Source organism: Brevundimonas sp. P2_A6 (genome assembly GCF_056404975.1).
In genome coordinates, this window is sequence record NZ_JBFUCZ010000001.1 from 469,523 (window position 1) to 485,015 (window position 15,493).

General features: G+C 66.7%; 10 protein-coding genes. 7 read left to right on the forward strand and 3 right to left on the reverse strand.

What is annotated here, in order from left to right:
- The first annotated feature begins 14 nt into the window (after nt 1–14).
- Nucleotides 15–1,049 (forward strand): A/G-specific adenine glycosylase, encoded by a 1,035-nt coding sequence (gene mutY, locus AC1DW4_RS02420; protein ID WP_477015642.1) that lies wholly within the window; start codon nt 15–17, stop codon nt 1,047–1,049.
- Here the strand turns inward: mutY and AC1DW4_RS02425 are convergent.
- From AC1DW4_RS02425 to AC1DW4_RS02435, 3 genes are all read right to left on the reverse strand, one after another.
- Entirely contained in the window at nt 1,027–3,174 is a 2,148-nt protein-coding gene (locus AC1DW4_RS02425; RefSeq protein ID WP_477015643.1) for an amylo-alpha-1,6-glucosidase, read from the reverse strand. The genes mutY and AC1DW4_RS02425 overlap by 23 nt on opposite strands.
- A 78-nt stretch (nt 3,175–3,252) precedes the next feature.
- Entirely contained in the window at nt 3,253–4,359 is a 1,107-nt protein-coding gene (locus AC1DW4_RS02430; protein ID WP_477015644.1) for a glycosyltransferase family 4 protein, read from the reverse strand.
- 177 nt (nt 4,360–4,536) lie between these two features.
- The gene (locus AC1DW4_RS02435) at nt 4,537–5,616 is read right to left on the reverse strand and encodes a DNA methyltransferase (RefSeq protein ID WP_477015645.1); all 1,080 of its coding nucleotides are present in this window, start codon (nt 5,614–5,616) and stop codon (nt 4,537–4,539) included.
- Nucleotides 5,617–5,724: 108 nt separating this feature from the next.
- Here AC1DW4_RS02435 and murC point away from each other — a divergent pair, with 108 nt between their 5' ends.
- The 6 genes from murC to AC1DW4_RS02465 all read left to right on the forward strand — a co-directional run bounded on the left by murC (nt 5,725) and on the right by AC1DW4_RS02465 (nt 15,255).
- Complete coding sequence (gene murC / locus AC1DW4_RS02440) at nt 5,725–7,164, forward strand: UDP-N-acetylmuramate--L-alanine ligase (protein ID WP_477015646.1); 1,440 nt, start codon at nt 5,725–5,727, stop codon at nt 7,162–7,164.
- Nucleotides 7,161–8,069 (forward strand): UDP-N-acetylmuramate dehydrogenase, encoded by a 909-nt coding sequence (murB, locus tag AC1DW4_RS02445; protein WP_477015647.1) that lies wholly within the window; start codon nt 7,161–7,163, stop codon nt 8,067–8,069. Before murC ends, murB begins: the two co-directional genes overlap by 4 nt.
- Before the next feature lie 17 nt (nt 8,070–8,086).
- Nucleotides 8,087–9,037 (forward strand): D-alanine--D-alanine ligase, encoded by a 951-nt coding sequence (locus AC1DW4_RS02450; RefSeq protein WP_477015648.1) that lies wholly within the window; start codon nt 8,087–8,089, stop codon nt 9,035–9,037.
- Nucleotides 9,025–9,909 carry a cell division protein FtsQ/DivIB gene (locus AC1DW4_RS02455; RefSeq protein ID WP_477015649.1) on the forward strand — a complete coding sequence of 295 codons (885 nt, stop codon included), beginning with the start codon at nt 9,025–9,027 and terminating at the stop codon, nt 9,907–9,909. Before AC1DW4_RS02450 ends, AC1DW4_RS02455 begins: the two co-directional genes overlap by 13 nt.
- A 27-nt stretch (nt 9,910–9,936) precedes the next feature.
- The gene (gene ftsA / locus AC1DW4_RS02460) at nt 9,937–11,262 is read left to right on the forward strand and encodes a cell division protein FtsA (RefSeq protein ID WP_477015650.1); all 1,326 of its coding nucleotides are present in this window, start codon (nt 9,937–9,939) and stop codon (nt 11,260–11,262) included.
- Between the two features lie 171 nt (nt 11,263–11,433).
- Nucleotides 11,434–15,255, forward strand: a complete 3,822-nt coding sequence (locus tag AC1DW4_RS02465) for a TonB-dependent receptor (RefSeq protein ID WP_477015651.1) — start codon at nt 11,434–11,436, stop codon at nt 15,253–15,255.
- Nucleotides 15,256–15,493: the final 238 nt, after the last annotated feature.

The following is a 15,493-nucleotide window of genomic DNA, read 5'->3' on the forward strand; positions in this document are numbered from 1 at the left end:
GTATAGCGCGACCGATGACCGCCGTCGCCTCACACACCTACGAACTGCGCGCCGCCCTGCTGGACTGGTACGACAGCCATGCCCGGACCCTGCCGTGGCGCGCACCCCCGGGCTCGGCCGAGCGCACCGATCCCTATCGCGTCTGGCTGTCGGAGGTCATGCTGCAGCAAACGACCGTGCCGCACGCGACACCCTATTTCGAGCGGTTCACCGACCGATGGCCTGCGGTGACCGACCTGGCCGCGGCGGAGGACGGCGACCTGATGGCCGCCTGGGCGGGGCTGGGATACTACGCCCGTGCCCGCAACCTGCTGGCCTGCGCGCGGGCCGTGACGAAGGATCACGGGGGGGTGTTCCCGGACACGGAAGCCGGCCTGCTGGCCCTGCCGGGGGTCGGTGCCTATACAGCCGCCGCCGTGGCCGCGATCGCCTTCGACCGGCCGGCCAATGTCGTGGACGGCAACGTGGAGCGGGTCGTATCACGCCTGTTCGCGGTCCAGACGCCGCTGCCCGCCGCCCGACCGGAGCTTAAGCGGCTGGCGGGGACGCTGGTCGCGGACGATCGGCCCGGAGACTGGGCCCAGGCGCTGATGGACCTGGGCTCGACGGTCTGCCGCCCCAAGTCACCGCTTTGCCTGATGTGCCCGACCAGCGGATTTTGCGCGGCAAGGGCGGAGGGAGAACCGGGGCGCTATCCCGTCAAGACGGCGAAGACCGCACGGCCCCACCGTCAGGGCATCGCCTGGGTCCTGCGTGATGCTCGGGGCCGTATCGCTCTGGTCCGACGGCCGGACAAGGGTCTGCTGGGCGGCATGGTCGGCCTGCCCACCGGCGACTGGAGCGAGGGCGAGCCGGTCGCCGCGCCCCCGGTCGCCGCCGACTGGATCGACGCCGGTGCCATCGAACACGTCTTCACCCATTTCTCGCTGACGCTGTGGGTACGCGTCGCCGAGGGGCATGGGGATTTCCTCTGGATGCCGGAGGCCGAGGCGCTGGAGGCGCTGCCCACGGTGTTCAGGAAAGCCCTTACCGCGTCGTCACGATCCTGAGGTCGCCGACGCGGTTCCGGGGCATGACCACGACCTGATCACCCAGGCGCCGGAACGCCAGGTCCACGCTCGCTTCGCCGACCTGCAGGCGGCTGACCGTCAGGCGCTCGATGCCTTGAGGCAGGGTGGGGGCATTCACGGTGATCCTCCGGCTGAAGGCGTCGATGGTGATGCCCAGGGCGGCCTGCAGCATCAGAAAGACCGATCCCGCCGCCCAGGCCTGGGGCAGGCAGGCGACCGGATAGGCGATCGGCCCCTCGCCCGGCTGCCGCTCGAAGCCGCAGAACAGCTCGGGCAGGCGCATGTTGAAATGGCTGGCGGCGGCATAGATCTCGCCCAGGATCATGGCGACGGCGTCGCGCTCTCCGTAATTCGCCATGCCCGCGACGCCCAGCGAGGTATCGTGCGGCCAGACCGAGCCGTTGTGATAGCTCATCGGATTGAAGCGCGCCTGGCCCCGCGCCAGGGTCCGGATGCCCCAGCCGGATCGAAACTCCGACCCCAGCAGACGTCGCGACACCGCCTTGGCGCGGGCGGCCGTCGGCAGGCCGGTGAACAGCAGATGGCCTGCGTTCGACCCGATGGCTTCGCAAGGGTCGCCGTCGCCGTCCAGCGCGATGGCATAGAACTGCTCGTCCTCCATCCAGAACCGTTCCTCGACCAGCTGGCGGACCTCCTCGGCATGCAGATGCCAGGCCTTGGCCCGCCCGTCGGTCAGCCGCTCGCCCAGTTCGGCCATCGCGTGCCAGGCGGCGTAGGCATAGCCCTGGACCTCCAGCAAGGCGATCGGACCCTTGGGGAAGCGGCCGTCGGCGTGGAAGATGGAATCCTCGGAATCCTTCCAGCCCTGGTTGGACAGACCCGTCTCGGCGGCACGTTGATAGTCGATCAGGCCGTCGCCGTTGCTGTCGCCATAGTCGCGCATCCACTCTGTCGCCGCGACCAGGTTGGGCCACAGCCGGCGGATCAGATCGAGGTCGCCGGTGCGCCTGGCGTAGGCCCCGGCCAGGGCGATGAACAGGCAGGTGGTATCGACGCCGCCGTAATAGAGGCCGAACGGCACCTCGTGCAGGGCGCTCATCTCGCCGCCACGCGTCTCGTGCATGATCTTGCCGGGCTGGCTGTCCTGGAAGGCGGAGGTCTCGGTCGCCTGGCGCGCGGCCAGATAGGTCAGGACGCCCTTGGCCAGGGACGGATCAAGCCACAGCATCTGCCAGGCCGAGATAATCCCGTCGCGTCCGAACGGCGTCGAGAACCAGGGTGTCCCGGCATAGGGATAGGGACCAGTCGGCAGGTCGGTGGTCAGCAGGGCGATGTCGGACCGCGACTGGTCCAGCCAGGCGTTGAAGCGCGGGCTGCGCGGTCCCCTCAACGATGCACCGCGGCGGCGGCGGCGACGCATCGCCAGCCGCGCGGCCACGGCATTTTCACGCCAGCGGGGCTGATCGGGGGTCGAACAGGCCTCGGCCCCGCACTCGATGTAGAGGTCCAGTTCCTTGCCCATCGGCAGGCTGAACATGAACTCGGCGCGGTTGGTGGTCAGGCGGGCGGGCGGCTCGGAAAAGGCCAGGCAGCTGGTGCGGACGACATCGTCCAGCCCCGTGTAGCGGAAGGTGACGCGGCGGCCATCATTGGTCGGGGCGTCTCCCACACCGCGCTTTTCCCGCAGCGTGCCGCGCACCTGGAAGATGTCGGCGAAGTCCGCCCCGAAGTCGAAGGCCAAGGGAAGAAGGACGTCCTCGATGCCGTGGTTGACCATCCGGATCCGCTCGAACATCCGCCTATCCCAGACGAAGCGGCGCCGCTCGATGTGAAGCACGCCCGCCGGCGCGGAACGGCCGCCCATGGGGGGCAGGGGGCGGTTGGTCGTGTGGGCCGTGAAGAAAACGTTGTCGCGCGACACGCCCGAACTCAACTTGGACGGCCGCGCCAAGCCCACCGTCATGACGAACCGCGACAGGATGCGCGTGTCATGATCGAACAGACCGTCGGCCCCGCCCTTCAGATCGCCCCAGCTGTCGGCGACCAGAAAGGTGTCGGCATCCTTCAGCGCCTGGAGGTTTTCCAAACCCCCGACCTCGGCGCTCTCGGCCGCCGTTGTCTGAACCGAATAGCCGTCGTCCATGGAGCCTCGCTTCTCATCGTTCGCGGGCGTGGTCTAGCGGACGAATGCGAAGGGAAAATGGCCCAGTGACGCTTTCGTTCAGGCCGAAGCGGCAAAGCTCCGGTCTTCGCGTAGCGGCACGACAACGTCGTCCAGGATCACCTCGCCGTAAGGGCGTTTGGCCAGCATGTCGCCGTAGACATCCAGATAGCGCCGCGCCATGGCAGTGGCCGAGAAGCGAAGTTCGAACCGCGCGCGGATCGCCTCGCGGTCCAGCAGATGGGCGCGGTCGGCGGCGGCGATCGCCTGTTCCATGGTGTCGACCAGGAAACCGGTCGCCCCGTCCTCGATGACCTCGGTGGTCGATCCGCATTTGAAAGCGACGACCGGGGTGCCGCAGGCCATGGCCTCGATCATCACCAGGCCGAAGGGCTCTGGCCAGTCGATCGGGAACAGCAGGGCCTCGGCCCCGCCCAGGAACTCCGACTTCTGGTGGTCGCCGATCTCGCCGATGAACTCGATCAGCGGATTGCCGTCGATCAGGGGTTTGATCTTCGTTTCGAAATAGACGCGGTCGGCCGCATCGACCTTTGCGGCCATCTTCAGGCGTTTGCCCAGCTTGGTGGCGATCTCGATGGCGCGGTCGGGACGCTTCTCGGGCGAGATGCGACCCAAGAAGGCGAGATAGCCTTTGGACTTGGGCGCATAGACGTATTGCTCGGCCGGCATGCCGTGATGGACCGTCGCCTTCCAGTTGGCGAAGGCCAGCGGACGACGCTGGTCGTCCGAAATCGAGATCAGGCCGAACTGCGGCCAGCGTTCGTAGACTTCAGGTAGATCCTTCATGTCCAGGCGGCCGTGTAGCGTCGTCAGGGTGTTACCGGCGCACTTCTCGAAGAAGGGAAAGTGGATCATGTCGGTGTGGAAGTGGATGACGTCGAAGTCGTCCGCGCGGCGCAGGACCTCCGACAGCATGGACATGTGGGCGGCCAGGTCGGACTTGAACGGGGCCGGGTCCAGCCGGATCGCCTGATCGCGAACGGGCACCAGGCGCGCCTTCGTGCGCGCATCGGCCGAGGCGAACAGGGTGACGTCATGACCCAGATCGACCAGGGCGTCCGTCAGGTGCGCGACGACGCGCTCGGTGCCGCCGTACAGCTTCGGAGGGACGGCCTCGTACAGCGGGGTGACCTGCGCGATCTTCATGATGTCGAACTCCAGCCCGCGGAGCCGGGCCGATGACATCAATGTTATTGCAACTGCGAAGTTCCCGCCGGAACGCGGAATTTCAGTAAGGATTGCGGTGGTTTAGCCCGCCCCCCATGTTCGCGAACCGACATTGTCGCCACGAACTCAATCAAATGAACCGCTTAGCCAGGATGCTTATTGCATTCCCGCCCGAACCTCGGCGCGCAGGGCGTCGATCGAGCGCAGGCCCGTGTCGGTGCGGAAGCGCCAGTAGGTCCAGCCGTTGCAGGCCGGAGCGTTCTCGAAAAGGGCTCCCAACTTGTGGATCGAGCCGCTCATCGCCCCCGACACCAGCGAACCATCGGCGCGCACCCGGGCCTCGCGCTCGCCCTTGGGGCAGTACAGGACGTCGCCGGGCGACAAGAGGCCGGCCTCGACCAGCGCCCCGAACGGCACCTTGACCTCCGCGCGCTTGGAGCCGGTGACGACCAGGTCCTCGGGCTTTGCGGCGATCACCGCCTTGATCCGCTTCTCGGCGACCTTGGCGTATTCGGGATCCCGCTCGATGCCGATGTAGTGACGGCCCAGCCGCTTGGCGGCGGCGCCCGTCGTGCCGGTGCCGAAGAAGGGATCAAGGATCACGTCGCCGGGTCGGGTCGCGGCCAGGATGACCCGGTGCAGCAATGCCTCGGGCTTCTGGGTCGGATGGGCCTTCTTGCCGTCCTCGCCCTTGATCCTCTCCTCGCCGGTGCACAGGGCAAAGGTCCAGTCGGATCGCATCTGGGTGTCTTCGTTGAACGCCTTCAGAGCGTCGTAGTTGAAGGTGTAGCGCTTCTGCTCGCGCGACTTGGCCGCCCAGATCAGGGTCTCGTGCGCATTGGTGAAGCGGGTGCCCTTGAAGTTCGGCATCGGATTGGATTTCCGCCACACGATGTCGTTCAGCACCCAGTAGCCGATGTCCTGGATGGCCGTGCCCAGGCGGAAGATGTTGTGATAGCTGCCGATGACCCACAGTGAGCCCTCGTCCTTCAGCACCCGACGGCATTCCTTCAGCCAGTCGCGGCAGAAGGCGTCATAGGCGGCGAAACTGTCGAACTTGTCCCAGTCGTCGTCGACGGCGTCGACCTTGGAGTTGTCCGGCCGCAGCAGGTCGCCGCCCAGCTGCAGATTATAGGGCGGGTCGGCGAAGACCATGTCGACGGACTTGTCGGGCAGGCCGCGCAGGATCTCGAGGCAGTCGCCGCGATGGATGATGTCGGTCTTCAGATCGGTCACGAACGCGGCCCCGGGAAGTGGAGCCGGAACTGTGAATCCTTACGGTTAAGGCGGAGTTGATTCCGTCACCCCCGTGCAATCCGAAAACAGCCTCGCTATGACGCTGCGATGATCGCTCGCATTCGTCCTGTTCCGTTCGACCTCGGCCCCGTTCATTTCGTCGGCATTGGCGGGATCGGCATGAGCGGCATCGCCGAGATCATGATCAAGATCGGCTATTCCGTGCAGGGCTCGGACGCCAAGGGGTCAGCGAACACCGACCGGCTCGCGGCGCTGGGGGCCAAGATCTTCATCGGCCATGACGCGGCCCATGTCGGCGAAGGCGTTTCGGCGGTGGTCTATTCCACGGCGGTCAAGGCGACGAACCCCGAGATGATGGTGGCGCGCGAGCGGCGCATTCCCCTGGTCCGCCGGGCTGAGATGCTGGCCGAGCTGATGCGGCTGCAGTTCTCCATCGCGGTCGGGGGCACCCACGGCAAGACCACGACGACCTCGATGGTGGCGGCCCTGCTGGACGCGGCCGGGCTGGACCCCACCGTGGTCAATGGCGGCATCATCAACGCCTATGGCACCAACGCCAAGGTCGGCGACGGCGACTGGATCGTGGTTGAGGCGGATGAGAGCGACGGCAGCTTCCTGCGCCTGAAGTCCACGGTCGCCATCGTGACCAACATCGATCCGGAGCATCTGGATCACTACGGCGATTTCGACGCGGTGCGTAGGGCGTTCTGCGACTTCGTCGAGAACATCCCCTTCTATGGCTTCGCGGCGGTCTGTCTGGACCACCCGGAGGTGCAGCGGCTGGTGGCCTCGATCGATAACCGGCGGATCGTCACCTACGGCATGAACCCCCAGGCGATGGTGCGGGCCGACAAGGTCGAGATGGCCCCGGACGGCGCACGGTTCGACGTGTTGATCCAGGGGCGAGGGGCCGCCGCGCTGGAAGAGCCGGTGCGGATTCCGGACCTGCATCTGCCGATGGCGGGATGGCACAACGTCGCCAACGCTCTGGCGGCCATCGCCGTGGCGCGCGAGCTGGACGTGTCGGACGATGCGATCAGGGCCGGGCTGGCGAGCTTCGCGGGCGTGAAACGGCGGTTCACGACGACGGGCGTGGTCAACGGCGTGCGCATCGTCGACGACTATGGCCACCATCCGGTGGAAATCGCGGCTGTGCTGAAGGCCGCGCGTCAGGTGGCGGAAGGGCGGGTCATCGCCGTGGTCCAGCCGCACCGATTCACCCGGCTGCGCGACCTGATGGACGAGTTCTCGACCAGCTTTTCGGACGCCGACAGCGTCATCGTCGCCGACGTCTATGCGGCGGGCGAGGCTCCGATCGAGGGCGTGGACAAGCAGGCGCTGGTCGAGGGCATCCGCCGCTACGGTCACCTGCGGGTGTCTGGGCTGGAGAACGCGGCGGTCCTGCCCCGCGTGATCGCCGAAGAGGCGAAGGCGGGCGACGTGGTCGTGTTGCTGGGGGCGGGGGACATCACCGCCTGGGCCTATGCCCTGCCGGCGCAGCTGGAGGCGTTGACGGTCCCGGCATGACGTGGCGAGACAACCTTACTGCGGTTCGCGGCAAGCTGCTGCGCGACGAGCCGCTGGCGCCGTTCACCTGGTTCCGGGTCGGAGGCGCGGCGGACGTGCTGTTCCTTCCGGCCGATGCGGACGACCTGGCCGAGTTCCTGCAGGCGCTTGACCCGGCCGTGCCGGTGACCGTTCTGGGCGTTGGCTCCAACGTCATCGTTCGCGACGGCGGGGTCGAGGGGGTTGTGATCCGGCTGGCGGGGCGGGCCTTCGCCGGCGTCACGACCGAGGGCGAGACGATCACGGCGGGCGCGGGCGCGCTAGACGCCATGGTCGCCAAGGCCTCGGCCAAGGCGGGGATCGCGGGGCTGGAGTTCTATGCGGGCATCCCCGGAACGATCGGCGGGGCGCTGACGATGAATGCGGGGTGCTACGGCGCCGAGACCAAGGATGTTCTGGCGTCGGCCTGGGGTCTGACGCGGGCAGGCGAGCGGATCGACTATTCCCTCGCCGATTTCGGCTACACCTATCGGCATTCGCAGGCTCCAGCCGACATCATCTGGATCGAGGCGGTCTATCGCGGGACGCCGGACGCGCCCGAGGCGGTCGCCGCCCGGATCGCCGAGATCACCGCGCGGCGCGAAACCACCCAGCCTATCCGGGAGAAAACCGGCGGCTCCACCTTCAAGAACCCGCCGGGCCATTCGTCGTGGAAGCTGGTCGACGAAGCGGGCTGGCGCGGTCGGCTGCATGCGGTCACCGGCGGGGGCGCGATGTTCAGTGACCTGCATTCCAACTTCATGATCAATCCCGGCGGGGCGACCGCCGCAGATATCGAGGGATTGGGCGAAACCGTCCGCGCCGAGGTTCAAAGTAAACTCGGCGTAAACCTTGAATGGGAGATCAAGAGGATCGGCCGCCCCTAGTCATCGCAGAACGCACTATGTCCCGCCCCCTGTCAGAGCTGCACGTCGCCGTCCTGATGGGCGGGCTGTCGTCCGAGCGCGAGGTATCGCTGTCGTCCGGAGCCTGTTGCGCCGATGCCCTGGAGGGGCAGGTGGCCCGCGTGACGCGCGTGGACGCCGGGCGCGATCTGGCCCAGGTGCTGACGGCGCTGAAGCCCGACGTCGTCCTGAACGCCCTGCACGGGGAATGGGGCGAGGACGGATGCGTCCAGGGCATCCTGGAGACGCTGCAGATCCCCTATACCCACTCCGGCGTCCTGGCCTCGGCCCTGACGATGGACAAGGACAAGACCAAGGCCGTGCTGAACGCGGCGGGCGTCAGGGTGCCGGGCGGCGGACTGTTCGACCGCCACGCGGTGTCCGCGGGCCACGTCATCCCGCCCCCCTATGTCATCAAGCCCAATGCCGAGGGATCTTCGGTCGGCGTCTATCTGGTGCGCGAGGGCGATGCGCCGCGTCCCGAGCCGGGGGCCGATGCCTGGACCTACGGCGAGACGGTGATGGTCGAGCCCTATATCGCGGGCAAGGAACTGTGCGTCACCGTGATCGGCGAGGCCGTGACGGCCGAGGGGGGCGGCCCGCGCGCCCTGACCGTGACCGACATCACGCCGGTTAAAGGGTTCTACGACTACGAGGCCAAATATGCGCCGGGCGGATCTGTCCACAAACTTCCTGCTGATCTCCCGCCCCACGTTTTCGAGGCGGCGCTCAGGGAATCCGAGCAGGCGCACGCCGCCCTGGGGTGCCGGGGCGTGTCGCGGTCCGACTTTCGTTATGACGATGTTAAGGACGATCTCGTCTTGCTGGAGGTCAATACCCAGCCCGGCATGACGCCGACCTCTCTGGTGCCAGAGCAGGCCGCGTACGTCGGGATGTCGTATCGAGATCTGGTCCGGTGGATGGTGGAGGACGCCTCATGCCCGCGGTAGTTCGCGGCGGTCGGCGCGCGAATGTCGCGTCGGCTCCCAAACGCAGCGCGGGGCCGAAAGGGCAGGGGCGTGGCCGCGCGAGCGCGTCCCGCAACGTGGGCGGCGTGCCGGGCAAGATGGCGGCCCTGGGCCGGCTGGACCTGACGCCGCGGGCGGTGGTGATCTCGATCTGCGCGGGGCTGGCGGTGCTGGTTCTGGTCCTGGCGACGGGCGCGCGGGCCGAGCGGATCGGGCAGTCGTTCAGCCACGGCATCGACGGCCTCACCACCGGCATGGGGCTGAAGCTGAACCGCGTGCACATTTCCGGAGCCTCGGCGGAGGCGACGCCGGCGATCCAGAGGGCGCTGGCGGTCCGGGCGGGCCAGCCGATCACGTCACTCGATCTCGACGCCTTGAGAACCAATGTCGAGCATGTCGGCTGGGTGAAGTCGGCCCGCGTCGTACGCCTGCTGCCCGACACATTGATCGTCGATGTGGTCGAGCATGACCGTCTGGCCGTCTGGCAGACGCGCGGGCAGGTCTTCGTCCTGGACGGGGAGGGCAAGGCGATCCCGGGGGCCGACGCCGGGCGTTATCCCAACCTGCCGCTGGTGGTGGGCACCGGGGCCGATACGGCGGCCGGGGCGATCCTGCCGCTGCTGGCCGAACGGCCGCGCCTGATGAGCCGGATCGACGCCCTTGTGCGGGTGGACGAGCGCCGCTGGGACCTGCGGCTGAAGGACGGCAGCCTGATCCAGTTGCCCGCCACCAGACAGGAAGCCGCCCTGATCCAGTTGGACGCGCTGGACCAGCGCGAGCGGCTGCTGGAGCTCGGATTTTCGCGCATCGACCTGCGCACGGAGGGCCAGGTCGCGGTGCGGCCGGGCAGCTGACGACAGTAGATTAGGGGACGGCGGGCGATGGCAATCAAGAAGGGTGATCCCTCGGTCGACGTGGGTCGGGCTGCGACGCGCGCCCCGGTCGTGGCCGCGCTGGACCTGGGCCAGTCCAAGGTCGCCTGTTTCATCATGAAGCCCGACGGCGTGCGCCACGCCGACCGCACCATCCGCGTCGCGGGGGCCAGCCACGTGCAGTCCAAGGGCGTGCGCGGGGGCTCCATCGTCAACATGGACGAGGCGGCCCAGGCCATCGGCCACGCCGTCGAACGCGCCGAGCGGACGGCGGGCGCACCCGTGTCAGGCGTCATCGTCACCACCGCCATCGGTCAGATGGCCAGCCATCGGGTCCAGGCCCGCGTCTCGCTGGGGGCCAATCCGGTCGGAGACGCCGATCTGGCGCGCGCCATCGGCATGGCGTTGGCCCAGATCCGCCTGCCTCACCGCCGCCCGATCCACGTCCTGCCCATCGCCTGGTCGGTGGACGGGGCCAGGGGGGTGCACGATCCGCGCTCGATGCGGGGCGGCTCGCTGGGGCTGGATCTTCTGGTCGTGTCCATGGCCGAGGGGGCGTTCGCGTCGCTGAGCCACTGCCTTGAGCTGGCCCACCTGGACCTGCAGGGCGTAGCCGCGGCACCCGTGGTGTCCTCGCTGGCCGCCCTGGAAGAGGACGAGATGGACCTGGGCTGCGTCTGCATCGACATGGGCGGGGGCTCTACGTCAGCCGCGGTGTGGGGCGGACGGAGCCTGCTTCATATCGAATCGCTGAACGTCGGCGGCGACCACGTCACGGCCGACATCGCGCGCGGGCTGTCCACGTCCAAGATCGGGGCCGAACGGCTGAAGACCCTGCACGGCTCGGCCATGGCCGGCGCCCACGAGGACCGCGAGATGCTGGAGGCGCCCCCGCGGGGCGAGGACGCCTCGGCCGGACCCGTCATCGTGCCGCGCGCCATGCTGAAGACCGTCATCGCCCCTCGGGTCGAGGAGACGCTGGAGCTTCTGCGCGACCGACTTCGCCAGGCCGGGGTCGGCATGGACCCGGGCGCGGGCCTGGTTCTGACCGGCGGTGCCAGCCAGCTGAACGGCGTGCGCGAACTGGCGGTGCGGGTCTTCGATCGCCCGGTCCGCCTGGGTCGGCCCCAGCGTGCCCCGCATCTGGCGGACGCTGCCTCCGGACCGGCCTTCTGTTCGGCGGCAGGGGTCTTGCTGCGCGCCGCCTATGGCCCGCGCGAGGCCGTGTCGGCCCGCCGTCTGATGTCGCGTCAGGTCACCGCCGCGGACGCGCCGCGCGTCCATCAGGGCAATCTGATTCGCCGCGCCGCCGGTTGGTTGAGAGACAACCTTTAAAGGCCTTGTTCTTCCGTGACGCGACTGTGTCCCGATTGTAACAAATCTGCGTTGCCGTTGCCGCATCCCCGCCTCAAAGGTTGCGGTGCGTTCGAATGTTGTTAGCAATGGGGTCAGATGCGGCGAGTCCAGAGTTGCTCGTCGTCCAATTTCCATCACGGGGCGAGGTTTATGATTTCCAAGCGCAAGTATCTTTTCGGCACGACCGTTCTCGCGGGCATCCTTTCGATCGCCGCACCTTCCTTCGCTCAATCGACGCAGGCACAGACGCAGGCACCGCGCCCCGCGAACCAGCAGTCCGAGGATGAGGTCGAGGAAGTCGTCGTCACCGGTTCGCGCATCGCCCGTCCCGAGACCAGCGGCACCATTCCTGGCGTCCAGGTCGGCGCGAAGGACATCGAAGAGCGTTTGTTCACCAACGCCGGTGACATCCTGAACGACATTCCTCTCGTCGGCGGTGGCGCGAGCCTGAACGGGACCAACGGCGGTCAGACGGCCTCGCTGGGCGTCACCTACATCGACCTGCTGAACCTCGGCACCGCGCGCACCCTGACCCTGGTCAACGGCCGCCGTTTCGTGTCGAACAACTCCGCCACCATCTTCGTCGCTGGTAATGAAACGGGCTCCCAGGTCGATGCCTCGACCATCCCGGTCGCCCTGATCGACCGCGTCGACATCCTGACCGTCGGCGGTGCCGCCGCCTACGGCGCGGACGCCGTTTCGGGTGTCGTCAACTACGTCCTCAAGGACGACTACGAAGGCGCGGAAATCCAGATTACGGGTGGTCAGGCGTTCAACGACCACGACGCCGGCCGCTATTCGATCAACGGCGTCTGGGGTCAGAACTTCCTGGATGGCCGCCTGAACGTCGCCGTTTCCGGCGAATACTCCTTCATCGACGATCTAACCGCCAACGAGCGTGAAGTTCGTGCCAACCAGCCCGGCCTGACCGGTAACCCGTTGAACGGTGCCATTCGCAACCCGGCCTTCGTGCCGGGTGGCACCGCCGTGTTCCTGGGAACCACCGTCGACAACATCCTGCCTTCGGTTTTCCGTACGAACCTGCGGACCTCCACCCTGTCGCAGGGTGGGCTGATCTTCAATGTCACGCAGACCAACGGTACGGCTGAAAACCCGACCATCGCCAACCTGCCCACGGGCAGCACCTACACGACGGGCGCGGCCGGAACGGTCAACTCGACCTACTTCCAGCCGGGCAACGTCTTCCGCAACCCGGGCTATGCGCAGATCGCGCCATTCCAGTGGTCGGGTGCCAACCGTGTTGCCCAGCAACTGGTTCCGAACGTTCCCTTCGGCGCCTGTATCACCAGCGCTACGGACGTTTGCGCTTTCGCGCCGACCAGCCTGACGGCCGCCCAGATCGCGGCCGCCCGCATCCGCTACGGCCTCCCGGCGACCTACAGCACGGCACAGGTCCTGGCCGTGGTTCAGGCCAATCGGCCCACAGCGCGTGAATATTACGCCGCCAACCCGTCGACGAACGTCAACGATTTCATCGGCACCTTCGTCCCCGGCCAGCCGGATATCGCGAACCCCAGCGGCACGGCCGGCATCCTGCCGCGTCGCGCGGTTCCAATCCGCTTCGACCGCAGCGGCAATATCGAGACCTACAACCTGGCCGGCGATCTGAGGACCGATCCGACCGCTCCCGGCACGAACACGACCCAGTCGGGCGGCGACGGCCAGAACCGCACCGACGCCACTGTTCTGCGCGTCAAGCAGGAACGCTACGTCGCCAACGTGATCGCCAACTACCAGATCACCGACAACCTGCGTTTCTACACCGAGAACCTGTATTCGGACGTGACTGTTCGTAACCCGATCTCCACGGGCGGCCTGGCCAACTCGGCAGGGGGCTCGACACCGGAAAACGCGGGCATCCTGGTCAACGTCAACCATCCGTTCCTGACCGCCGCGAACCGTACGTCGCTCGCGAACGCCGGCATCACCGGCAACTTCATCCTGTCGCGGAACAACGAGGACGTGGTCAACGACCTGTCCCAGGAATCGACGAACAAGACCTTCCGCACCTCCAACGGCATCAGCGGTGACTTCAACCTGCTGGGCCGCGACTTCGGCTTCGACATTTCGCACACCTACGGCAAGGCCGAGACTCACGTTGAGTTCAGCGCCATCAACGACGTGGCCTATGCCATGGCCATCGATGCCGTGCAGGTCGGGCCGGACGTCGTCTGCCGCGCCAAGCGTGATGGTCTCGCCTCCTACGTCGCCAGCTACGGCGGGAACAATGCGACCGGCTTCATTCCAGGCGCGATCATCCAGCCGATCTCGACGATCGGCCCGGACGGCATCCGCACCCAGTCGCTGTTCTCTCCGACCGTCACTCAGGCCTTGGTCGATGCCTGTCAGCCGCTGAACATCTTCGGCGAAGGCCGTGCGTCTCAAGCGGCCAAGGACTTCGTCAGCGTCCGGAACTTCTTCAACAACGAATCGACGCAGAACTTCACCCAGGCGACCCTGACCGGTTCGGTCTTCGACCTGCCGGCCGGTCCGCTGCAGTTCGCCATCACCGGCGAATACCGCAAGGAAGAACTGGCCTATTCCACCGACGTGATCGGTGGCACCGGCCGGACGCGTTCGGCCCCTTCGGCGACCACGAACGCCGAGACGACGACCACCGAATACGGTCTGGAACTGCGGATCCCGCTGCTGGGCGAGGGGTTCAACATCCCGTTCGTCAAGTCGTTGGAACTGAACCCGGCTATCCGCTACACCGAGCAGGAAGGTGAGGCCGAGCGTTATCGGAACCTTGCCGGCAACATCGTCACGCCGACCTACGACGGCGACCGCGAGGAGATCTACACCCTCGCCGGGACCTGGGAAGTCAACGATCAGCTGCTGCTGCGCGGGAACATCTCCAAGTCGGTCCGCAATCCCTCGATCGTGGAACTGTTCCTCGGCAACCAGGCCTTCTTCACGACGGCGACCGACCCCTGCAGCGCCGGCAACTACGCAGCCGCTTCGGCTCCTGCGGTTCGCCGGACGAACTGTATCGCCGAAGTCCGGCGCATCGCCGGCCTAAACGGCGGTTCGCTGCAGGCCCAGAATGGCACCATCACGCCGATCACCACGGACGCACAGGCTGAAGCCTTCATCCTGAACGTCGGTCAGGCCGGCTACGGCGTGACCGGTGCCAGCTTCACGGGTGTCATCTCGGGTCGCCAGACTCTGGTTCCGGAAAAGGGTGACTCCTTCACCTTCGGGTTCGTGGCCCGTCCGTCCTTCGTCCCGAACCTGATCGTGTCGGCGGACTATCTGGAAATCACCGTCGAAGACCAGCTTGGCCCGCTCCTGGGCTCGGCGGCCGCCCAGTACTGCTATGACAGCTCGGTCTATCCGGACAACACGGCCGATATCGGGGTGAACAGCTGCTCGGGCATCCAGCGCGACAATACGTTCAACTTCACCAACGGGTTCGAGCTTCCGTTCTTCAACCTCGGCGCGACCCGCGTTAAGGCGATCAACGCGAACCTCAGCTACTCGATGGACCTGTCGGACGTCTTCTCGACCGACTACGATCTCGGTACCTTCGCCTTCCGTTCCAACATCTACTACCTGATGGAATACACGACCTCGGGCGTGGGCGACTTCTCGGACGCCAATGCGAACGAGAACGGGTTGTCGAACCCGACGTGGAAGACGCAGATGAACTTCCTGTACAACCGTGGCCCCTTCAACGCGCGTTGGACCACGAACTTCCAGGACGCTTCGATCGTCTTCGGCGGCCCGACGTCGCAGGCTACGCTGGAGCAGACGAACATCGTTCGTTACGACTCCTATGCCCTGCACACGCTGTCGCTGGGCTACGACATCACCGAGAACGTCTCGGCGCGCGTCGTGGTCGACAACGTGTTCGACCAGCAGGAACTGGGCGACAATGGCCTCTACAACGGTGTCTACGTCGATACCCTGGGTCGCCGCTGGACCGCCTCGCTGCGCTACACCTTCTAAGACGGGATCCGCCTGTGGCGGATTCGAGAAACGGGGCCGGGCGAGCGATCGTCCGGCCCCTTTTTCTTGCGCTGGAGCCGACTACGCAATTTTACAGCGGCGACGCTCTGCTTTTCTGCCCACCCGCTCCGACTCACACTATTCGGTAACCTTCTCTTAAGGGCGTTGGGTGATCCTTAATGCGCTCATAACCAATGCGGATCTGCGGGGACTTCGCATCGGAACCTTAAGGGGCAGG

Excerpts from the sequence above, each read along its gene's own strand:
- mutY (WP_477015642.1), top strand. The coding sequence starts at position 15 with ATGACCGCCGTCGCCTCACACACCTACGAACTGCGCGCCGCCCTGCTG.
- AC1DW4_RS02425 (WP_477015643.1), bottom strand. The coding sequence starts at position 3,174 with ATGGACGACGGCTATTCGGTTCAGACAACGGCGGCCGAGAGCGCCGAG.
- AC1DW4_RS02430 (WP_477015644.1), bottom strand. The coding sequence starts at position 4,359 with ATGAAGATCGCGCAGGTCACCCCGCTGTACGAGGCCGTCCCTCCGAAG.
- murC (WP_477015646.1), top strand. The coding sequence starts at position 5,725 with ATGATCGCTCGCATTCGTCCTGTTCCGTTCGACCTCGGCCCCGTTCAT.
- murB (WP_477015647.1), top strand. The coding sequence starts at position 7,161 with ATGACGTGGCGAGACAACCTTACTGCGGTTCGCGGCAAGCTGCTGCGC.
- AC1DW4_RS02450 (WP_477015648.1), top strand. The coding sequence starts at position 8,087 with ATGTCCCGCCCCCTGTCAGAGCTGCACGTCGCCGTCCTGATGGGCGGG.
- AC1DW4_RS02455 (WP_477015649.1), top strand. The coding sequence starts at position 9,025 with ATGCCCGCGGTAGTTCGCGGCGGTCGGCGCGCGAATGTCGCGTCGGCT.
- ftsA (WP_477015650.1), top strand. The coding sequence starts at position 9,937 with ATGGCAATCAAGAAGGGTGATCCCTCGGTCGACGTGGGTCGGGCTGCG.
- AC1DW4_RS02465 (WP_477015651.1), top strand. The coding sequence starts at position 11,434 with ATGATTTCCAAGCGCAAGTATCTTTTCGGCACGACCGTTCTCGCGGGC.